Source organism: Burkholderia sp. RF2-non_BP3 (assembly GCF_001522185.1).
GTDB lineage: Bacteria > Pseudomonadota > Gammaproteobacteria > Burkholderiales > Burkholderiaceae > Burkholderia > Burkholderia diffusa.
In genome coordinates this window covers 167122-188579 of sequence record NZ_LOSU01000012.1, presented here as the reverse complement: position 1 = coordinate 188579, position 21458 = coordinate 167122, and the positions used below count along the sequence as shown (strand labels likewise).

Genomic DNA, 21458 nt, shown 5'->3' with positions numbered 1-21458 from the left:
CGTAGGCAATTGTTCCAAACGCTGGAGCAAAGGGTGATGGCACGGCGGCCCCAGTTGCCGCAGTCGACGAAATCCACCCTGCAGTATTCGACACCATCGAGGCCGTATCCGCAGTCGCGCCCTTCACATAGTTCGTATCCGACTGGTCGAACTTCGTAAACGGTCCCGTCAGATTGAATCCCGGCCCGCCGCCTGTAGAACGATCATAGTTAAATTGGCTCGGCACCTGACCAGGCGCAGCCGAGTTCGCGTTTGCCACGATGTATGCCTGCAGATCCGAATTCACCTGTGCCGTTGCCTGGGTCAGAATTGGTTTCCCGTCGGCCGTCGAACCCGCATAAATCCATTTAGCCTCAGAGTCCGTCGGCGCTTGCCCCACCAGCGTCTCCGGCGCACCTGATTGATGCTGGCCATCAACCGACACACCCATGATTCGCATTTGATCCTCGATCTGCGCTTGGGTATATTTACCTTTGCTCTTCTCTGCCAGCTGCTTCGCGAGCGTCTTTTCTTCCGGATGCAGTTGCCGATTGAATCGGTCAACGTTGTATCCCGAGAACGCTCCCGATTCTCCGCCGACAGCCGCACCAGCCCCTGTCGCAAGCGCGTTCGCCACGATGTTGCCCAGCGCCTGATTCATATTGGCGTTGCCTGTCGGATCGCTGCCTGCGATCGCACTACTCAGTTCGTTCAGCTTGCCAGACGCGATCGATGCAATCGCCGCGCCGGCTGCTCCACCGACCGCGTTGCCACCCGCCAACCCCGTTACCAATGCCGCGCCGGCACCTTGCATCAGTGCGCGATTCGCTCCGCCTTCCTTCCACGCGTCGACACCTGCCTGGTCACCATTCTTCTCGGCCTGCCGTTTCATCTCGTCGGCATAGTCACCGATCCGGCGCGACACCGCTTCGCCAGCTGCGCTGGCCGCAGCCATCATGTCCGACTGGTTGGCCAGCAGGTTCTGCATGTCCGGAAGTTTGGCGACCGTACCGTTCGTGTCCGTCGTATCGCGGTTCAGGCTCGCCACATCCTGCTTCTGGTTTGCCGAATCCGTAATCGTGACGGTCCCCGCGCTTACGCCGCTCTTCGTCGTTGCACTATCACTGCCGCTGTCGCTCTGTCCGAGCATGGGCGCGGCGCCACCGGCATTCTTCCCCGACGCACTGCCGTGCGTGCTGTAGTTCATCCCGCCGTCGCCGGTCGTCGCGCCTGCGCTGAAACCGCTCGAATTCGCATCGTAGTGCGACTGGTTCTGGATGTCCGAGAAGGACAGCGAACCCGTCGTCAGCGAATTCTTCGACGCATCCGCTTCACTCGCGATGAGCCCACCCTTCAGGTCGGTATTGCCGGTGACGTTGATATTGAAGCCGCCGTCGCCCGCGTGAATTCCGGCTTGCTCGTTGACACCCGCATAACTGCCTGTGGCATTGCCCTTGCTCTGGCTGAAGCTCGCGCTGGCGCCACCCTGGCTAATGCTGAAGCCGCCGCCCGAACTCGACTGATGCGCTGCACTCGTCAGCGTATCCTGCACGCTCTCGATGTTCAGGTTCCCGCCCACATCGGCATTCACCTGATTGCCCTTCACGTTCGAGCCGATGATGTTCGTATCACCGCCCGAGATGATCGTCACATTGTTTGCTGCGTTTACATGGCTATTGTTCTGCGTGGCCAGATCGCTGTTGCCGTCGCCGTTGGCCTTCGACATCGCCGCGGAAACACCGAACCCGCCCGTGCCGACCGACACACCCACGCTCGCGCTCTTCGATTCATTCGTGCTGCGCGTCGAGTCGGTGTCCGTCGTATTGACGATATTGACCTGATTTTTCGCCGCCAGGATCACATCGTTCGCGTTCACGTTCGAGCCGGCGATCGTCACATTGCCGCTGCCAGCCTGACCGTTGCCGGTCGCCGCAAACGCCACCGTCCCGCCTGCATTCACATTCGAGCCGCGATTCGTCACGCTGTCTTCGGAGAATGCGCTCTTGCTGTGACTGCTGCCGACGCTGACTTCGACCTTGAACTGAGGCGTTTCTCCTGCCCCCAGCGCCCGAACCACATCGCCCGCGGCCATGTTCGCATCCCACGCCGCGCTCGCTGCGGCCATTCCGTGCAACGCTGCCGCGCGACCATCCTGGCTATTGCCAGCCGCACGCGATTGTCCTACGGCATTCGACACCGCGTCGATCACCGGTGCCTTCAATGCCAGCGTCACGCCACTCTTCGAGACTTCCTGCGTTTCGCCGCGGTGATGTGTGTCCTGCGCCGAGTCGATCGTCACGTTCGCACCAGTGCCGCTGAGGTTTTGCGCGGCAAGCAGATCGCTTCCCGTTACGTGCAGGTCGTTCCCGGCAGTGATGCTGACGTTACCCTTCAGCGAACCGATCGTACTGCCGTTGTTCGATACCTCGTTCGTCTGACTGGTCGTCTTCAGCGAGCTGCTGCCCACCGACACCGACAGACCGCCGCCCGACATCAGCCCGGATTCCTTCTTGTTGTAGTAGCTCGACGACTGCAAGGTATCCTGCGACGTCGTAACCGTCACGTTGCGTGCGGCCGTGAGCGTCACGTCGTTCGTTCCGACGATGGTGCTGCCCTGAACATTGACGTCCTTGCCACTGACAATGTTCACGCTGTCCGCCGATACCAGACTGCCCTGATTCAACGTCATGGTCTGATCGATCCCGCTCGCAATCTTGGTGCCACTCACCACATTGCTATGGCTGTGCGTTTCGTGCGAGTTGAGTTCGTGCGTCTCGGTTGCCGCACCGACATTCACGTCACCGGCCGCCAGCAGGTTCGCATTGCCCTTGTCGAGGCTGATCGCACTGCCGGAGAGCGTAATGTCCTTGCCCGACACGACATTGACCGTGTCGCCGCCCTTGAGCGTCGTCCCGGTCAGCGTCTGATCCGACGTATGCAGCGTTTCCGCATAGCTGCCGTGACTGTCGCTGCCCGAGCTGTTGCTGTTCACGGTCGATGTCGTGCTTGCCGCGCCGAGCGTCACGTTGCCCTTGGCGGCAAGCGTGCCGCCTTGGCCCAAGTCGATCTGTGCGCCCTTGGCCGTCAGATCACCACCCACGACGACATTCGATTGCCCACCTACCGTCACCGAACTACCGGTGACCTTGTTGATGTCAGTATTCGACACGCCGTTCGCTCGCTGCACGATCTTGTGCTCGCCTGTCTGCACCGCACCGAGATCCCAGTTGCCGCCGACGTTCATCCCGAGATTGCCGCCGACCGACAGGTTGCCCGCGTTCTGCTGGAAGTTGCCGCCGGTGACGATCGACGCATCACCCGCGACATTCAGCGTCGCAGTCGGCCCGAGCGTCGTCACCACGCTCGTCGCGCCGTCGCGGCTCACGCGCGTATTCGTCTTCGTCGCCGTATCGAGAATCAGATCCTTGCCGGCGTCGAGCTGCAAACTGCCGGCCTTCACGTTCGCCGAAGTCAGGTCGATGTTGTTCTCGGTCTTCAGCGACATCAGCCCGCCGCTTTGCAGCGCGCCGAACGCGTTGTCGATCTGCTTGCCCTGGATCGCCAGCGTGTTGTCCGCCTTGATCGTTCCGCTGTTCGTGAATGACTGCGCGTTCTGGAAGTCGATGTTCGTCGCGCTGATCAACGGCCCGTCGATATTCTGCTGGCTGGCTTTCGCCAGATATACGACTGGCACGAGCACCGACTGACCGTCGACCACGCGCGTTTCCATCATGATCACGTTGCTGGTCAGCTTCGACACCTGGTCGGCCGACAAACTCACGCCGATCGGCAGATCGAGCGACTTCGACAGATCCGCCCCTGCTGCCATCAGCGATTGATACATCGACTGCAAGTCCGCGTACGGCCCCAGCACAGCCTTGCCGGTCAGCGACGTGATTTCGTTGCGCACGAGCTGCTGTTCGTAGAAGCCGTCGCCGAGCCGCTTGGGGATGTGGGTGAGGTCGACGCCAAGCTGACCGAAGAAGTAATCGCTCGAGATGAAATTCTTCTGGTTCGTGAATGCCGGGTTCGTCTCGATCACATAGCTTGCGTTCGGCGCCGTGGTCGGTTTGAACAGCCCGCCCTGCGGAATCGTGAGGTTGTCGAGCACGTTCAGCGCGGTCGCGCTCGCGATGATCGGGTCGCCCGGCGCGGGCGGCCCTCCGTGCACCGACGACGCCCCGGACTTCACTCCGCTCGCGTTACCGCTCAAGTTGCTCGGTGTGAGACCGGGCACCGACTGCCCCGGCAGCAAGCCGAGCGACGGAATCGACGCATTGCCCGCCGCGTTGTTGACACTGACACCCGTGCCGGAAATCGTGCCGTTCGAACTTATCGTCGAGAAATAGCCCGGCAGCTTGTAGTCCTTGATCGACGCCGGTGCCGCCTGCGTGTACCCGCCCGGGCGACCACCGACGAACGGCGCGTTGCCGAACGGCAATTTCCAGTCGTATTCGCTGTTGTCGTAGTTGTTGTAGTGATATTGCCCGGAGTAGGACACCGACACACCCGGCAGTTTTTGTCCGGAAGCTGCCCAGCCGTCGGCGTCGTACTTGGCCGGAATCTTGATGTCGCCGACCGCCGCGAGGTTGCTCCAGTAATTCTGCAGCGTGCCGACCGACGACGCATCGATCTTGCCGCCGGACACGATTTGCGCGGCCGGGCTGAGGTCCGTCACGGTCGTCGCCGTCGCGCTGTCCGCATAATAGGTCGTGTACTGATACGTGCTGTTCCACTGGCCGCCATGAGGCGGCTCGGTGTAGACGCCGCCGATGCTGTCCGGATCCTTCACGCCAACCTGGCCCGTACGGCCGCTGATCGGGATGCCGAACTGGCCGAGCAGCGACGGATCGATCGAGCCGGTCGAAGTCTTCATCACGCGGCGCGTGCTCGTCACCTTGTCGGCGTGCAGTTCCATGTCGCCGGTGGACTGGATCAGGGCCGACACGTTATTGACCAGCGCCGCATTCGTGTAGTTGCCGCTCGCGTCCTTGCCGCCCGCCAGGACCACCTTGCCCATGCCGAAGATGGCCGTCGTCGCCATCGAGTCGGTCGCGGTCGTGTCGTCGCGGTTCTCGATGTCGTGCGCGAGGATCTCCAGCGTGCCGTTGCTGTCCGATGCACCGATCAACGCGGTCGGTCCAAGGTTCGAGATCGTATTCGTCGCGTTGAGCGAAGCGCTCGCACCCACGAGTGCGCCCGTGTTCGTCAGGTTGGTCGATTGCGTGTGCAGCAGGCCGCCGGCCGTCAAGGCGCCCGCGTTGACGATGTTGCCCGCGTTGACGCTCAGGTTGTTGACCGATTGCAGGTTCGCGTTGTTCGTGAAGGTGCCGGGCAACGTGAAGCCGAGGTCGTGGCCTACATTGAACTGCGTGTCGGCCGTCGCCGTATAGTCGCCTTGAAGGCTCACGTTGGCGTCGTGCGTCGCGCTATAGGTGCCGCCGCCTTGCAGCGTGGCTGCCGCGATCGACAGGTCGTGCGTCGAGCTGATCTGGCCGTTGGTGTTCGTGATCGCGCCGGTCGTCGTGACGTTCACGTCGCCGTTCGAATTCGTGACGTTGCCGATCGTGCCGCCGCTGTTGTCCAAGGTGCCGCCTTGAACATGCAGCGACGCGCCGCTGAGTTGACCGCCCTGCGTATTGATGATCGACGCCGCGCCGACCGTCACGTCGCCGTTGCCGGTGATGGCACCCATGCCCGCGACGCCGCCGGCGTGGCTGTTGGCGATCTGGCTGCCGCCTTGCACCGTCATCTTGCCAGCGCCCAGGTCGACAATGGCGCCGTCCGCGTTGTCGATCGAAGCCGATTGAATGTCGAGCGTGCTGGTGTCGCCCGCTGCCGATTGCCCGGCCTGGATGTGACCGCTTCGGTTTGACAGCGCGCCGCCGTTCTTCAACGACAACGACGCATCTGATCGCAGCAAACCCTGCGCGTTGTTCACGTCGCCGGCGATGGTCGCATTGATGCCGCGCTGCGCGGCGAGGATGCCGCTCGCGTTGTTCCAGGAAGCCGCGTTGACGATGGCTTGTCCCTTCGTCACGATGGTGCCCGACGCGTTGTTCAGCGCGCTGGCGCCGTTGCCCGGTGCGAGCGTCAGCGTGCCCGCGCCGGCATGCGTGATGGTGCCGCCCGCGTTGTTCAACGCGGCCGGCGTGAGCGTCAGGTCCGTACTGTTGGTCTGGATCACGCCGGCGGCCGAGTTATCGAGCATGCCGCTGACGTTGATGCCCATCGCCGACGAGCCGTATTGCGTGATCGTACCGCCATGGTTCACGAGGTTGGCGGCCGTCAGCGCAAGCTGATTGGCTTCGAGCTTGCCGCCGCTGTTGTCGAGCGTCGAATCGGCTGTGACCGACAGGTTCGGTGCAACGATCGAGCCGCCCTGGTTCGTCATCGAGCCGGTGTGGATCGTCGCGTTCGTGCTCGCACCGATCTGGCCGCCGTCGTTCGTCAGCATGCCGCTGGAGACGCTCACGTCCGTGTTCGACAACAGCTTGCCGCTCGTGTTGTTCAGCGTGCCGGCGACGGTTGCCGTCAGTCCGTTCTGCGCGTTGATCGAGCCCGACGTGTTGTCCAGCGCCCCGGTTTGCGCGACGACGCGCCCGTTGCTCGCGATCGAACCGCCTACGTTCGACACTGAACCCGTACCACCGCCAAGCGTCAGCGTGCCGGTGCCGGCATGTGTGATCGTGCCGCCGTCGTTGACGATCGCCGTCGGCGCGAGCGTCAGGTCGGTACTGTTGGTTTGCAGCGTACCGCCATTCGAATTGTCGAGCGTCCGCGACACATTGACGGCCATCGGTCCAGCCCCGGTCTGCGTGATCGTGCCGCCGTGATTCACGAGGTCCGTCGCATTCAGCGACACCCGTTCGGCCTGCACGGTGCCGGCGCTGTTGTCGAGCGTCGTCGCGCTAATCGCGGCCGCATTGCCGACGATGGAGCCGCCGTTGTTCAACAGCTGCGTGCCGGCATCCACCGCCACGTTCTGCGCAGCCTGCAGCGTGCCGCCGCCGTTGTCGACCGACTGTCCTGAAACGTGGAGATTCGTGCTGGATGTGATCGCGCCGCGATTGACAACGTTTACGCCGTGGACCGAAACATCGCCGTTGCCGCCGATGACACCGCCTTGTGCGCCGTTCGCTGTCGTACCCGCGACGTTGGTCAACTGACCACTGGTCGTCACCGACAGGCCGTCGCGATTGAGCGACGTGATCCGGCCCGCAGTGTTGTCCAGCGACGCGCCGGCCACCGTCATGCCGGCCGCGCTTTGAAGAGTGCCCTGGTTGTTCGCGATGGCGCCACCACGCACGTCCGCCGTGCTTTCGGATACCAACTCGCCTGACTGGTTTGCGATCTGGCCGGCCACGTTGACCGACAGCGGGCCCTGCGACGAGACCTTGCCGCCCTGGTTCGACAGGTTGCCGCCGGTCAGTGTCGTTCCGCTGCCGCTCGACAGGCTGCCGTGATCGTTGATCACCGTGCCGGACGCATTCGCCTGAATGGTGCCTTGCGCGCTCGTCGTCGCGTTCGACAGGTTCACGTCGCCGGCCGTCGCGTTCAGCGACAGACTGCCGTTCACCGCCGTCTGGCTGCCTGCGAGATTCACGTTGGCGCCGGTCAGCGACGCATTGCCGCCCGCGACGTTCTGGCCGGTTGCGCTCAATTGGCCCGAGGCCGTCACGTCGAGGGCGCCGCTGTGCGCGACGGAACCGTCGTTGTTCACGCCCGCGCCGAGCGTGCCAGTCGAATTGATGCTGCCGGCATTCACCGTCGTGTTCTGCTGCGCCGCGAGCGTCCCCGTGTTCGTGAGATCGGCATTCGTGCTCGCCGACAGCGATTGCTCCGCGTACGTCGTGCCATTGTTCTGGATGCCGCCTGCCGCCGACAGTGCGAGGTTACCGCTCGCGGTGGTTTTACCCGTGAGCACAAGGCGACCGTTCGACTGCAATGTGAGATCACCCGCCTGCGCCGCGATCGTACCGGCGTTGGCCACCCCCACGCCGTTCTCGTTCGAGGCGAGGAAGATCCGATCGCTATACATGCCGCCCAACTGGCTTACATCGATAGCAACCGACGGAGCAGGACCATCACCGGCGATCGCCGTCGCGGCAAGCGTGTCGTGATTGACTTGGGCCGCGCCAGCGATCACGTTCAGATTCTTCGCATAGACCGCCGCGTTCACCTGCACCGCGCGCGCAATCAGATCGACCTGATCGATATTGGCGGCATTCAAGCCTGCGCCTGCGACGGTCACGAGGCCGCGGTTGACGTTGTAGCCGGCAAGCGACCCGTCGGCACCATAGAACGGGACGCCGGTTGTGAGAGTCGCGCGACTGGTATTGAGAAAGCCGCCGCCATCGACGAAAATCCCGGACGGGTTAGCGATGACAAGTTCGGCTCGTGCGCCCGCGATCTCGACCGTACCGCGGATCTGGGACGGGTTCGGGCTATTGACCTGGTTGACGATGATCCGCGCGGCCTGTCCGGCGCCGTAATTCGGATTGCCGTTGATCCAGCCCGCCTGCTGGGTCTGAACCATCGTGGCCGAGTTGTTCAGGATCGCGCCAGCCTTCTGAACGTCGAACTGGTTGTAGGTATTGACCGATACGCCTGCGCCAGAAGGCTTGGCCACGTTGACCTGAGGCAATCCATTTGGCGTCTGGATGACCTGCGTGCTGGTGCCGGGCATCGGAACAATCTGCGCGCCGGACCCAGCGGGCAGCATGCAGAGCACGGCAACGCTCGCCGCAACCGCGCGCGTGCCGGATGCCGATGCGCGCCGTCGCACCCGCGCCTCGCCCGTCGCCGATTTCCTCTCGGCAGTCGCCGTCTCCGCGACGGCGACCACCATACCCCGACGCCTGGAATACACCAGGCGATGCGCATTCTTGTTCATTCTCGTCGACGCGGCCCGCGTCCGTTCGTTGGCTTATTGGACGCGATCTTACCGAGCCTCCGAAAGGTAACTGTCAACAATTGCCAAGCTGTTGAATGGAAACCACAAAATTCCAAATTTCGGACTCGTCCAATTGACGTGCGCTCGGGCATCTCTGGTCGAGTTCCTGGAGCGTTTGTGCGACAAACATATGCGTTCGGCCTCAGACTGGCGCACGATGCGGCGCTATCGCCACGCCTTGTCACATATTGAGCGCCCAACATCTCATTAATAGGGATGTCTGCTCAAAGGTTGACGCGCTTCACTCCACGACTCTAACGTTCGCCTCAACGCCGTTCGATTCGGCCGCCCCGCTCGCGGGCGCCGGCCGGGCATTGAACACAGGAGACGACCGTGGCCCGATCCGCGTCACGCACCCACGCGAACCTGCCGGAGCGCTCGACCGCGTATGGCGGTACCGCATCCGAATCCACGACTCGCACAACTTCGACCACTCAGCCGAGCCGCAAGCGCCTGATCATCCTCGCACTGCTGTTCGTCACAGTCGTGATCAACTATCTCGACCGCAGCAACCTGTCGATCGCCGCGCCCGCGCTGTTCAAGGAACTGAACATCGACCCGGTCCGCGCGGGCCTCGTATTCTCGGCATTCGGCTGGACCTATGCGCTGATGCAGATCCCCGGCGGCTGGCTCGTCGACAAGGTGTCGCCACGCGTGCTGTATGCGGGCGCGCTCGCGCTGTGGTCGGCTGCGACGGTGCTGCTCGGCTTCGCCGGTTCGTTCGTCGGGCTGATCGTGCTGCGACTCGCGGTGGGCGCGCTCGAAGCGCCGGCCTATCCGATCAACAACCGCGTGGTCACGACGTGGTTCCCGACTCGCGAGCGCGCCAGCGCGATCGGCGGCTACACGTCGGGGCAGTTCGTCGGCCTCGCGTTCCTCACCCCCGTGCTCGCATGGCTGCAGGTGCATCTCGGCTGGCACATGGTGTTCGTCGCGACCGGGCTTGCGGGCATCGCGTGGGCCGCGGTCTGGTACGCGGTATATCGCGAACCGCGCGCGTTTCGCGGCGTCAACGCGGCCGAAATCGCGTCGATCCGCGACGGTGGCGGCCTCGTCGATCTCGAGGACCGCATCTCCGCGCGCACGGAACGCACGCCGTCGACGTGGCGTGACCTCGGCGTCGTGCTCGGCCGGCGCAAGCTATGGGGTATCTATCTCGGTCAGTTCGCGCTGAACTCGACGCTGTGGTTCTTCCTCACATGGTTCCCGACCTACCTCATCAAGTATCGCGGGATGGACTTCATCAAGTCGGGCTTTCTCGCGTCGCTGCCGTTTCTCGCCGCGTTCGTCGGCGTGCTGTGCTCGGGCGTGCTGTCGGACTGGCTGATGCGGCGCGGCGCGGCGCAGGGCTTCGCGCGCAAGCTGCCGATCATCTCGGGGCTGCTGATCTCGACCTGCATCATCGGCGCGAACTACGTCACGTCGACGGGCTGGGTGATCGCGTTCATGACGATCGCGTTCTTCGGCAACGGCTTCGCATCGATCACGTGGTCGCTTGTGTCGGGCCTCGCGCCCGCGCGGCTGCTCGGCCTCACGGGCGGCGTGTTCAACCTCATCGGCAATCTGGCCGCGATCGCGACGCCGATCGCGATCGGGCTGCTCGTCGACGGCGCGGACTTCTCCCGCGCGATCACCTACATCGCCGCGATGGCGCTCGCTGGCAGCCTGTCGTACGGGCTGCTGGTCGGCAAGGTCGAACGCATCGACGCCTGAGCAGGCCCCGCGCTACGCGGCCAGCGCGATCGACTTGATGTTGAACGCGCGCAGCAAATCCTCGCAGAACGCGTCGACGATCGGCTTGTCGCTCGCGCTGCGCTTCATCGCGAGATGCAGCGGCACGTCGAAGCTGAAGGTCGTGCGGCCGATGGCCTTCACGAGCCCGCGCTGCTCGAACGGCTCCGCATAATGCGCGGGCAGATAGCCGAGATGGCCGCCCGACAGGATCAGGATCGTCGCGGCCTCGATGCTGTCCGCGCTCGCGGTCACGCGCCGCTCCGGCAACGGATACTGCTCCTCCGGCACCGGATAGGTGCGCCATACCCAGTCGTGCGCCTGCAGATCGTCGGCCGACACCGGCCGTGACGCATGAAACAGCGGATGGCCGCGCCCGCAGTAGATCACCTGCTCCTCGGTAAACAACGGCGTGTAGTCGAGCCCCGGCACGCGATGCCAGAAATACCCGATCGCGAGATCGAGCTGGTTGTTGACGAGGCTTTCCTCGAGTTCCTGCGGCGACGCCACCTTCATCGAGAACGTGACGGCCTGGTCGCGCTTGCGGAACGCGCCGATGGCATCGGCCAGGCGCGCGTTCTCGACGAGCGGCGCCTGCCCGATCAGGCCGATCGACAGCGTGCCGACCAGCTTGCGGTCGATGTCGCGCACGCGTGCGACGAACTCGGACGTCGCCGCGACGAGCGTGCGTGCCGTGGCCGCGAAGCGTTCGCCCTTCGACGTCAGCCGAAACCCGCCACGGCCGCGATCGCACAGCTTGAAACCGACGCGCGCCTCCAGCGCGGACAGCTGCGTGCTGATCGTCGACTGCCGCACGCCGAGCGAGGCCTCTGCGGCCGTGATGCCGCGTGCGTCGACGACGGCGAGAAAGACCCGGATGAGCCGGAGATCGAGATCGGTGGTATTCGAAAACATGCTTCGAGCCGCTGCGCCTGAGCGCGTTGTCGGGCCGGCGCGACACCGGCCGTCTTCGCCGATGAACCTTGCCGGACGCGCGCCGCCATCGGCAACGGCACGCGCCATACGCGTCGCTCGCGGACACCGCGCGCCGCTTACATCGGAAAGCCCATCGCCTTGATCCCGTTGATCCACGCGCGCTTCCAGCCGCCTTCGGCATCCGCGCCGTCGAACGCATGGAACGTGATCTTCGCGGCGACCCAGCGCATCGGCTCGGGCGGGATGTAGCTCGGGCTCTGGTTCGCGATGTCGAGCTTGCGTTCCGGGCTGTCTCGATCGAACAGGATGTTCAGCCCCATGAATGCGCCGAACCGGCTCGCCGCGACGCCGAAACCCGTGTAGCCGGCGACGAACACCGCCTTGTCGCCGAGATAGCGCTTCGCGAACACCGAGCCGCGCGAGCAGTAGTCGATCGGGCCGCCCCATGCGTGCGAGAAGCGCACGTCGGCGAGTTGCGGGAACGTGCGATGGAACGCCTCCGCGAGCCGATAGTAAGTTTGCCGCTCGCCGTCCTGGTGCGGCTCGGGATCGCCGTCGAAGTGATAGCTGACCAGCCCGCCGAAGATGATGTTGTTGTCCTTCGTCAGCCGGAAATAGTTCAGCTGCGTGCGCGTGTCGTACACGCCCTGGCGATTCTTCCAGCCGATCCGCGCGAGCTGTTCGTCGGTGAGCGGCTCGGTCGCGAGCACGTGATCGCGCACCTGCATCACGCGGCGGTTGATGTCGGGAATGCCGACCTTCGCCGTGCCGCTGCCGAACACGACGCGCGGCGCGCGCACGCTGCCCCTCGGCGTCTTCACGTAGACCGTGTCGCCTTCGTCGGTGACCGTCGTGAGCGGCGTGTGTTCGTACAGCTTCACGCCGAGCGACAGCGCCGCGCGCTTGAGCCCCCACGCGAGCTTCGCCGGATGCACGATGCCGCTGCGATTGCGCGACCACAACGCGCCGGCGAACAACGGCGAATTCAGTTGCCCGAGCGTTTCGTCGCGATCGAGCAGCACGACGTCGTGGCCGTATTCGCGATGCAGGTCGTAGTCGCCTTTCAGGTGCGCGATGTGCTCGGGGTCGACCGCCACCGTCATCTCGCCGTTCCACTCGATGTCGGCGTCGATGTCGTAGCGCTTCAGCGTTTCCTCGAAGCCGTCGAGGTTGTGATGGCCGAATGCCTCGAGTTGCGCGATGTCGTTCGGGAACACGCGCACCGCGTTCGGCAACCCGTGCATCACCGATGTCGAGATGATCCCGCCCGCGCGGCCCGATGCGCCGTGCGCGACCTTGCCGGCCTCGATCAGCACCACGTTCAGGTGCGGCATCTGCTCCTTCGCCTGCACGGCCGCCCACAGCCCCGTGAAGCCGCCGCCGACGATCAGCAGATCGGCCGTCGCGTCGCCGACGAGTTCCGGCTCGGCGGCCGGTGCGGCCGGGTTGTCGAGCCAGTACGGGAACAGCTTCGTATTCGCGAGCGCCTCGGCGGCGCTCAGTGCAACCGGCGCGCGACGCGCGTCGTGCGCGTGCGCCGGTGCGGCTTGCGTTGCTTCGTTGACTTCCATTTCCATGATTCCAGCCATCCCACGTGATCGCGGCCCGCGCGTGCCGAGCGTGCGCGGCGTGCCGAATTCGCCGATGTCATCGGTTGTTCCGTCGATGGCGATTCGCGGCGCATGCACCGCAAGTCGCGATGCGTGCCGTCGGCAAGCGCGCGACGGGTTTCGCTTGCGGTCGATCGAAAACGCAACCGCCGCCAGGCGCGCGTCGATCCGACGACGACGCCTCGTCGGCGGTCGCTCGCATCACGACTTCTCGAGCAGCACGTAGAACTTCTTCGCGTCCTCGATCGTCTCCCAGCGGCCCGCGAAACCGGCCGGCAGCAGGTAACCCTGGCCCGGCGTGAATTCCTTGCGGTTGCCTTCCACGTCGGTCAGCGCGATGCGGCCCTCGACGAGCCACACCGCCTCGTCCGCCGCCGTTTCCGGGAACGCCACCGAGCCGACCTTGCCTTCCCACCAGCCGATGAGGTAGCCGCCGCTCTTGCCTTCGGCCGCGCGCCAGTCGCTTTCGTCCATCCCGAAGTCGAGCTTCGTGAATTCGCCAATGCCTGCGCCGAGCGGCAGGATGTCCTTGATCAGTTTGGTCATCTGAATCTTTCGTCTCGTGATTGAAAAAGCAGAGACGAAGTTACTCATTTACACTGCCCCGGTATGCCCCCCTTCGGGGGGGACAAGCCGCGTTTTCCGCGGCGCACGGGGCCGCAGGACTCCGTACCGTATTTCCCCCTAATGACGTTTTCGGCTTCCAACGCTAAAATCGCCGCCGCTTTTCACCGGGGAACCGCATGCTGCTCAACGTGAACCCCTTCCACCGCGACACCGACCGCTTCAACGTGTCGTTCAAGGCGCTGGGCGAGCTGATCGAGACGGTCGGCACGCCGCACTTCGTGCCGCGTCTCACGCAATTGCTGAACGACGTGGTGCCGCTCGACGTCGCGCACGTCGAACGCTCGCGCGTCGACGGCACGATGCCCACCGGCTACCGCTGCGAATGGATCGGCAGCAGCGGCATCGGCACCGCGACCGCCGAAATCTCCGACGTGATGACGCTCTACTACGAGCGCTTTCTCGACAGCGACCCGTTGTTCGCGGGGCTGCGCGGCAAGACGGGCACGATGCTGGTCGTGCGCGATATCGCGGCGATTCCGCCCGGCGAATTCCGCCAGCGGCTGTTCGACGACGTGCATATCGGCCACGAATGCGTGCTCGCGCGCGGCACCCGCTACGCGCAGCATTCGATCGCGCTGGAACGCGGCCGCGATCGCCCGCCGTTCACGCTCGCCGAGATGAACCGCTTTCGCAGCATCAGCGACATGCTGTTCCCGCTGCTCGAGCTGCACGCGTCGACCACCGCCGCGCGACGCGTCGCGCATCCGATGCCCGAAGTGCATCCGCTCGCGCAGTTCGATGCGCGGATCGCGGCCGACGGCGTGAAGCTGTCGAAGCGCGAATACGAAACCTGCAAGCATCTGATCTCCGGCAAGACCGTGCCGGAAACCGCCGACATCCTCGGCGTGCGGGTCGCGTCGGCCGAGTCGTACGTGAAGCGTGCGTTCGCGAAGCTCGGTGTGCGCACGAAGCGCGAGCTTGCAGCATGGGGGTCGGCCGCGCCGCACCACGGCGACGACGCGCTGCCGTCCGCGATCGCGCGCTGATCCGGTCCGACGCCGACCGCCCGCCGACGGTCACGCCGCGTCGATGCGGCCATGCCACTCGCATCGAGCCGCATCGATGTAAACGTTGCGACTTCAAAATCTTCGCGTGTGCGTTCTCCTCTACCATCGGCCGATCGTTTTTCATCAGAAAGAGGAGACGGCCCCATGCACCGCGAACTGAATCAACCGATGGGCGGCAACGAGATGCCGCGCTTTGGCGGCATCGCCACGATGATGCGCCTGCCGCAGGCCGACACGACCGACGGCCTCGACGTGTGCTTCGTCGGCGTGCCGCTCGATCTCGGCACGTCGAACCGCTCGGGTTCGCGCTTCGGCCCGCGCCAGATCCGCACCGAATCCGTGCTGCTGCGCCCGTACAACATGGCCACGCGCGCGGCCCCGTTCGATTCGCTGCAGGTCGCCGACATCGGCGACGTCGCGACCAACCCGTACGACCTGAAGGATTCGGTGCGCCGCATCGAGCAAGCGTATGACGAGATCGTCGCGAACGGCTGCCGGCCGATCACGCTCGGCGGCGATCACACGATCGCATGGCCGATCTTGCGCGCGCTGCACAGGAAGTACGGCAAGGTCGCCGTGGTGCACGTCGACGCGCACGCGGACGTGAACGACACGATGTTCGGCGAGAAGATCGCGCACGGCACGCCGTTCCGTCGCGCGGTGGAGGACGGCCTGCTGCAATGCGACAAGGTCACGCAGATCGGCCTGCGCGGCACCGGCTACCACGCGGACGATTTCGACTGGTGCCGCCAGCAGGGCTTCACGGTCGTGCAGGCGGAGGAATGCTGGAACAAGTCGCTCGCGCCGCTGATGGCGCAGGTGCGCGAACGCATCGGCGACACGCCGGTCTATCTGAGCTTCGACATCGACGGTCTCGATCCGTCGTTCGCACCCGGCACCGGCACGCCGGAAATCGGCGGGCTGACGGTGCAGCAGGGTCTCGAGATCATTCGCGGGATGAAGGGGCTAAACATCGTCGGCGCGGATCTCGTCGAAGTGTCGCCGCCGTACGATCCGACCGGCACCACCGCGCTCGTCGGCGCGAACCTCGCGTACGAGATGCTCTGCGTGATGCCGGGCGTCGCCTACCGCTAACCCGATCGACAGGAAAACGTTGATGTCCACCGCTCAGCTTTCCCCTTCCGCCACGGCCATCGTGCTGCCCGCCGCGCGCATCGCCGGCCAGCCCGTGCGCACGCATTCCGATGAAGCCGGCGCGCCGATCTTCAATGCGTCGACCGGCGAGACGATCGGCTGGCAGGAATTCGCGACGGCCGCGCACGTCGACGCCGCGGTCCGCGCCGCGCGCGACGCGTTCGCCGGCTGGCGCGAGACGCCGCCCGCCGAGCGCGGCCGCCTGCTCGCGACGATCGCCGCGCGCGTCGAAGCCGAGCGCGAACGCCTTGCGGCGCTGCAGATGCAGGTGAGTGGCAAGCCGCCGTTCGAGGCAGACGCCGACGTCGGCGACGTCGCCGCGACGTTCGCGTACTACGCGCAGCTGTGCGAGAACCCGGCGCTGTTCGCGGCCGAGCCGGTCGCGCTGCCGAGCGACACCGTCGCCGCCGAGCGCTTTCACGATGCGGTCGGCGTGGCCGCGCTGATCGTGCCGTGGAATTTCCCGATGGTCACGACCGCGTGGAAGCTCGCGCCCGCGCTGGCGGCCGGCTGCACGGTCGTGATGAAGCCGTCCGAACTGACGTCGCCGACCGAGCACGCGCTGCTCGACCTGATCGCCGAAGCCGGCGTGCCGGACGGCGTCGTCAACGTCGTGAACGGCGGTGCGGAAGTCGGCGCGGCGCTGACCGCGCATCCGCTGGTCGACAAGATCTCGTTTACCGGCAGCACGGCCGCCGGCCGCAAGGTCATGCAGGCCGCGGCCGAGGACATGAAGCGCGTGACGCTCGAACTCGGCGGCAAGTCGTCGCTGATCGTGCGCGACGACGCCGATCTCGACGTCGCGGTGTCGCTGGCGGTGGCCGGCGCGTTCACGAACGCGGGCCAGATGTGCTCGGCCACCGCGCGCATCCTCGTGCACGACAGCGTGTACCGCAGCTTCATGGCCGCGTTCGAGACGGCCGTGCGCGCGCTCGTCGTCGCGCCGCCTTCCGCCGGACACGTCGCGATGGGGCCGCTGGTCTCGGCCGCGCAGCGCACGCGCGTCGAGGCGATGCTCGAGCAAGGCATCGCGGCCGGCGCGCGCGTCGCGTTCAGCGGGCGCGTCGCCGAGGGGGGCGGCAACGGCTTCTTCATGGCGCCGGTCGTGGTCGCCGAACCGGCCGTCGACAACCTGCTGTGGACCGACGAAGTGTTCGGCCCGGTCGCGTGCGTCAAGTCGTTCCGCACCGACGACGAAGCGATCGCGCTCGCGAACGACACGCGCTACGGGCTCGTCGCGACCGTCGCGACGCGCGACGCGGAAATCGCGAAGCAGTTCCAGGCGCGCGTGCGCGCCGGGCTCGTGTGGATCAACGCGCCGCAACTCATCTACCCGCACGTGTGCTGGGGCGGCTTCGGGCTCAGCGGGATCGGCCGCGAACTCGGCGTGACGGGCCTGCGCAGCTACCAGGAACTGCGCCACGCGATGCGCGCGATCGATTGACCAAGGCGGCCGGCCGAAGCATGCGATGCACGCTTCCGAAGGTGACGATGTCCGCGCACGATCGCGGCGTCGTCACGGTCGATGTGCCGCCGCTTCGGCCTCGGTGTCGTGATACTCGACGAACGTCGCGATCTTCCCGTTTTCGATCGTGAGCAGATGCACCCAGTCGTCTTCGTACGTGCGGCCCGTGGCATGAACATGCCAGCGTTGCGTGCCGAGCACGACGACCCGGTTGCCGCTGGCGATGAACTCGAGCGGCTCGAACCGTTCCGCGGTCTGCGTCGACGCAAGCGCCGCGAAGAACGCCGCGACCGCCTGCGGCCCATGTCTTCTGCCGACGAACGGAACGACGTCGGTCGGCCCCGGGATGAACCAGTCGATACTGTCGGAAAGCGTCTGCAGAATGCCGTCGATATCGGCCCTGCCGAACGCCGCGTATGCCTGCTGCACGAGTTGCACGTTGTCTTGTTCGCTCATCGCACCCTCCCGCCGTCGCCGGTTCGCCGTGTCGCGGCGCGGAATTCGGGCCGCGGACAATTCAGCATAGTCGAACCGCGAGGCGGCACTTATGCGTATTCTCCAGCAGTCGCGCGGCGTGAATTCCGTATGAGCAATCGGCGGCGGCGCTGACCCGACGCCACGATGACGTGCGCCTGAATCCTGCCGACCACCGGCCCGTCGCCATGACGGCCGGCAATGGCCGCGGTGGCTCGATATCTCTGCTGCATCGTCACCGCGACCAACGTGGTCGTGACGCGGCCGATCGCCGCCGAGTTTGGAATCGAGCATCTACTCGGCATCGAGCGCGATACCGACGACGGCACGCCAGGCGGAAGATTCACCGGGCTGTCGCAGGTCGCCGGCACGCGCGGATGGCCTGTCATGAAGTTGTTCTGATTCGAACGATATTCTCCGCTGTTCATTTCTTTTCTGGAGGGGCAATGAAAGCAGGAACAGGAACGACGCACGTCAATCACTCAGGAATCCGACTCGAATCGAGTCGCGACCACTCCGCTCCGCCCGCCGGTAAGGAAAGTCATTTTCCGCACTGGCGCGGCGCTTTCATGATCGCGCTCCTTTGCACGCTGGCCGGTTGCGGCGATGGCGATTCCGGCGCGGCCGGCAACCTCGCCGCGAACCGCGCATCGGCATCGGGCCCGGCCGCCGCGCCGGTCCTGCATTGCGCCACGGCTTGCCACTGACGGGCACCAGCCCTTGTCCGGCGTGACTGCGATCGCAACGCGCGGCGTTTGAAGCGCGGGGGCGTCCGGCCAGTCCGTCCGGCCATTCATGACAGAGAGCGAACATGCAAAACAAATCCACGACACGACGTCAGTTCCTGGCCGATGCGCTGAAGCTCGCGGGCGCCACGGCAGTCACCGGCATGCTGCCCGAAAGCATCCTGCGCGCGCAGTCGATTCCGGCGGCGACCGTCACCGGCACGATCCAGGACGTGAAGCACGTCGTGATCCTGATGCAGGAAAACCGGTCGTTCGACCACTACCTCGGCACGCTGCGCAGCGCGCGCGGCTTCGGCGATCCGCGCCCGGTCGTGATCTCGAGCGGGTATCCGGTCTGGCGCCAGCCGTGGCTGCTGTCGTACGTGTTCCCGTTCAACCCGTCGCCGCCGGCCGGCAGCGCGAACGGCGACACCTATTACGGCGACCTCGACCACAGCTGGAACGGCACGCACAGCGCATGGAACAACGGCCGTTACGACAACTGGGCCGGCGCGAAGACCAGCGGCACGATGTACTACTTCACGCAGAACGACATCCCGTTCTATTACGCGCTGGCGAGCGCCTTCACCGTGTGCGACGGCTACCACTGCTCGATGCTCGGGCCGACCGACCCGAACCGCCTGTATCTGTGGACCGGCTGCTGCGGCAACGTGCCCGGCTACACGCCGTACACGACCAACACGATGACCGGCACCGGCTGGACCACGATGCCGGAACGGCTGAATGCGGCCGGCGTTACGTGGAAGTTCTACCAGGACAAGGGCAACGGGCTCGATGCCGCGCACGGTTACGGCGAGTACAACGGCTCCAGCAAGGATCTCTGGTGGAACGGCAACTACGGCGACAACGTCATCCTCAACTTCAGGCAGTACCAGAACCTCGGCGCGACCGATCCGCTCGCGCCGGCGCTCAACGGCACGCAAATCGACCCGACGGGTGGCGGCACCGAATACGACACGCGCCTGTTCAGCCAGTTGCAGGCCGACGTCGCGAACGACACGCTGCCGCAGGTATCGTGGATCGCCGCGCCCTACGCGTACTGCGAACATCCGTCGTGGGCCGCGAGCGGCGGCGAATGGTATGTGAGCAACGTCCTCAACGTGCTGACGTCGAATCCGAAAGTCTGGGCCAGCACGGTGCTGCTCGTGATGTACGACGAGAACGACGGCCTGTTCGACCACGTGCCGCCCGCCGTGCCATCCAGCGCATCCGCGGGCACCGGCCGTTCGACGGTCTCGACCGCGGCCGAATTCGTCGGCAGTAGCGGCGCGGCGTCCGACGGATCGGCCAGCGGCGACGTGCCGATCGGCCTCGGCCCGCGTGTGCCGATGTTCGTGATCTCGCCGTGGTCGAAAGGCGGCAAGGTCAACTCGCAGGTGTTCGATCACACGTCGGTGATCCGCTTTCTGGAAACGCGCTTCGGGCTGCAGGAAACCAACATCACGCCGTGGCGGCGCACCGTGTGCGGCGATCTCACGTCGGCATTCGACTTCACGAATCCCGACCAGACGGTGCCCGCGATCCCGAGCCCGGCCAGCAACATGGACCCGAACGGCTGGACGGTCATCATCCCGCCGGCGACCACCACCGCGGTGCCGGCACAAACGACCGGCCGCAATGCGGCATGCCGGCTGCCGTACGAGTTTTTCGTGCAGGGCAAGGTCAACCGCTCCGGCAGGACGCTCGCGCTGACGATGACCAATACCGGCACGGCGGGCGTGCATCTGCAGGCGTGGGTCGACGGCACCAGCACGATCCCGCGGCAATACACGATCGGCGCCGGCGCGAACGCGTGCACGACCCTGTCCGATTCGCTCGCGCTGAACTCGGCCGGCGGCTACGACTATTCGGTCTACGGGCCGAACGGATTCCTGCAGACGTTCCGCGGCAACGTCGGCGCGTCGGGCAATACCGGTTCGTCGGCCGAAGTCAGCCTCTGTTACGACGTGCAGAACGGCAACGTGCAGATCACGCTCGACAACACCGCCGGCGCGAGCGCGACGACGTTCCAGCTCGTCGACAACGCGTACGGAATGAACACGCCGCAGTCGGTCAGCGTGCCGGCCGGCGCGACGCAGGCCGTGACGTGGTACGGCGACGCAGGCTGGTACGACGCGAGCATCCGCGACGCGAACGACCCGAACTTCCTACGCCGCGTGGCCGGCTGCGTGCAGGCGCAAGCGGGCGCGCTGCTGACCGATTCGGCGATCGGTAATACGAGCGGGAAGTTCGTGCCCGCGCTGTCGTCGCAGGGCTCGTCGTACGGCACGCTGCGGTTCGACTACGTCGTGCCGCCGTGGCGTCACAGCCCGAAGAACTGGGTCGGCATCTACCCGCGCGGCGCGCAACCGACCAAGGGCGGCTACAAGTCGTGGGCGTATCTGCCGAAGAGCACGGGCTCGCTGCTGTTCTCGACGACGGCGAACAGCGCGCTGGCGTCGGGCCAGTACGATGCGTGGTTCCTCTTCGACGACGGCTACACGCCGCTGGCAGGCCCGGTCGCGATCAGCATCTGACGAGCGGCGGGCGACGCGCGTTCACGGCGCGCGTCGCCCGGCTCGGCTCTCATCAGCAAGTCTTCGTGGAACGCGCCGAACGGCCGCGTCGGATGCGCGCTCCGGGTTTCGATTGATCGCGTGCATTCTTGCGCGCCGCATCGCGTCGAGCGAAAACGCTTCACCGACGGCTTCCCGCTGCGTCGAATTCAACATGGTGCTCCCGTTCCGGCGAATATGGGTCGGTTAGGTCGATCGCCATTTCGATATGCACCGC

10 protein-coding genes and 2 pseudogenes are annotated in these 21458 nt (G+C 65.4%); 7 read left to right on the top strand and 5 right to left on the bottom strand.

Annotation, left to right across the window (positions count from 1 at the left end; translation table 11 throughout):
- Positions 1–481: 481 nt before the first annotated feature.
- Positions 482–8875, bottom strand: a pseudogene (locus tag WS45_RS06285) (hemagglutinin repeat-containing protein); the annotation flags it as partial.
- Between the two features lie 393 nt (positions 8876–9268).
- Here WS45_RS06285 and WS45_RS06280 point away from each other — a divergent pair.
- Complete coding sequence (locus WS45_RS06280; RefSeq protein WP_059698829.1) at positions 9269–10648, top strand: MFS transporter; 1380 nt, start codon at positions 9269–9271, stop codon at positions 10646–10648.
- Between the two features lie 12 nt (positions 10649–10660).
- Here WS45_RS06280 and WS45_RS06275 read toward each other — a convergent pair whose 3' ends face one another.
- The 3 genes from WS45_RS06275 to WS45_RS06265 all read right to left on the bottom strand — a co-directional run bounded on the left by WS45_RS06275 (position 10661) and on the right by WS45_RS06265 (position 13758).
- Positions 10661–11581, bottom strand: a complete 921-nt coding sequence (locus WS45_RS06275; RefSeq protein WP_059692501.1) for a LysR family transcriptional regulator — start codon at positions 11579–11581, stop codon at positions 10661–10663.
- A gap of 137 nt (positions 11582–11718) precedes the next feature.
- Positions 11719–13179, bottom strand: a complete 1461-nt coding sequence (locus tag WS45_RS06270) for an NAD(P)/FAD-dependent oxidoreductase (RefSeq protein WP_059698884.1) — start codon at positions 13177–13179, stop codon at positions 11719–11721.
- 234 nt (positions 13180–13413) lie between these two features.
- On the bottom strand, positions 13414–13758 hold the full coding sequence (locus tag WS45_RS06265) for a cupin domain-containing protein (RefSeq protein WP_059692502.1): 345 nt from the start codon (positions 13756–13758) through the stop codon (positions 13414–13416).
- A 197-nt stretch (positions 13759–13955) separates the two neighbouring features.
- Here WS45_RS06265 and WS45_RS06260 point away from each other — a divergent pair, with 197 nt between their 5' ends.
- The 3 genes from WS45_RS06260 to WS45_RS06250 all read left to right on the top strand — a co-directional run bounded on the left by WS45_RS06260 (position 13956) and on the right by WS45_RS06250 (position 17445).
- On the top strand, positions 13956–14825 hold the full coding sequence (locus WS45_RS06260) for a helix-turn-helix transcriptional regulator (protein ID WP_059698827.1): 870 nt from the start codon (positions 13956–13958) through the stop codon (positions 14823–14825).
- 165 nt (positions 14826–14990) lie between these two features.
- Complete coding sequence (gene speB / locus WS45_RS06255) at positions 14991–15941, top strand: agmatinase (RefSeq protein WP_059698825.1); 951 nt, start codon at positions 14991–14993, stop codon at positions 15939–15941.
- 22 nt (positions 15942–15963) lie between these two features.
- On the top strand, positions 15964–17445 hold the full coding sequence (locus WS45_RS06250) for an aldehyde dehydrogenase family protein (protein WP_059698822.1): 1482 nt from the start codon (positions 15964–15966) through the stop codon (positions 17443–17445).
- A gap of 72 nt (positions 17446–17517) precedes the next feature.
- On the opposite strand, the gene WS45_RS06245 is transcribed toward WS45_RS06250, so the two are convergent.
- Positions 17518–17922: a nuclear transport factor 2 family protein gene (locus WS45_RS06245; protein ID WP_059698882.1), complete on the bottom strand. Its 405-nt coding sequence runs from the start codon at positions 17920–17922 to the stop codon at positions 17518–17520.
- Between the two features lie 240 nt (positions 17923–18162).
- Between WS45_RS06245 and WS45_RS06240 the strand changes: the two are divergent.
- The 3 genes and pseudogenes from WS45_RS06240 to WS45_RS06230 all read left to right on the top strand — a co-directional run.
- A pseudogene (locus WS45_RS06240) lies at positions 18163–18342 on the top strand (hypothetical protein); the annotation flags it as partial.
- A gap of 167 nt (positions 18343–18509) precedes the next feature.
- A complete protein-coding gene (locus WS45_RS36045; RefSeq protein WP_223960215.1) occupies positions 18510–18647 on the top strand; it encodes a hypothetical protein in 138 nt (45 codons plus the stop codon).
- Positions 18648–18751: 104 nt separating this feature from the next.
- A complete protein-coding gene (locus tag WS45_RS06230; RefSeq protein ID WP_059698818.1) occupies positions 18752–21202 on the top strand; it encodes a phosphocholine-specific phospholipase C in 2451 nt (816 codons plus the stop codon).
- Positions 21203–21458 lie beyond the last annotated feature (256 nt).

What these genes read in the sequence shown, in the direction of transcription:
- WS45_RS06250 (WP_059698822.1), top strand. Translation starts at nt 15,964, where the DNA reads ATGTCCACCGCTCAGCTTTCCCCTTCCGCCACGGCCATCGTGCTGCCC.
- WS45_RS06245 (WP_059698882.1), bottom strand. Translation starts at nt 17,922, where the DNA reads ATGAGCGAACAAGACAACGTGCAACTCGTGCAGCAGGCATACGCGGCG.
- WS45_RS36045 (WP_223960215.1), top strand. Translation starts at nt 18,510, where the DNA reads ATGATCGCGCTCCTTTGCACGCTGGCCGGTTGCGGCGATGGCGATTCC.
- WS45_RS06260 (WP_059698827.1), top strand. Translation starts at nt 13,956, where the DNA reads ATGCTGCTCAACGTGAACCCCTTCCACCGCGACACCGACCGCTTCAAC.
- WS45_RS06275 (WP_059692501.1), bottom strand. Translation starts at nt 11,581, where the DNA reads ATGTTTTCGAATACCACCGATCTCGATCTCCGGCTCATCCGGGTCTTT.
- WS45_RS06265 (WP_059692502.1), bottom strand. Translation starts at nt 13,758, where the DNA reads ATGACCAAACTGATCAAGGACATCCTGCCGCTCGGCGCAGGCATTGGC.
- WS45_RS06270 (WP_059698884.1), bottom strand. Translation starts at nt 13,179, where the DNA reads ATGGAAATGGAAGTCAACGAAGCAACGCAAGCCGCACCGGCGCACGCG.
- WS45_RS06230 (WP_059698818.1), top strand. Translation starts at nt 18,752, where the DNA reads ATGCAAAACAAATCCACGACACGACGTCAGTTCCTGGCCGATGCGCTG.
- speB (WP_059698825.1), top strand. Translation starts at nt 14,991, where the DNA reads ATGCACCGCGAACTGAATCAACCGATGGGCGGCAACGAGATGCCGCGC.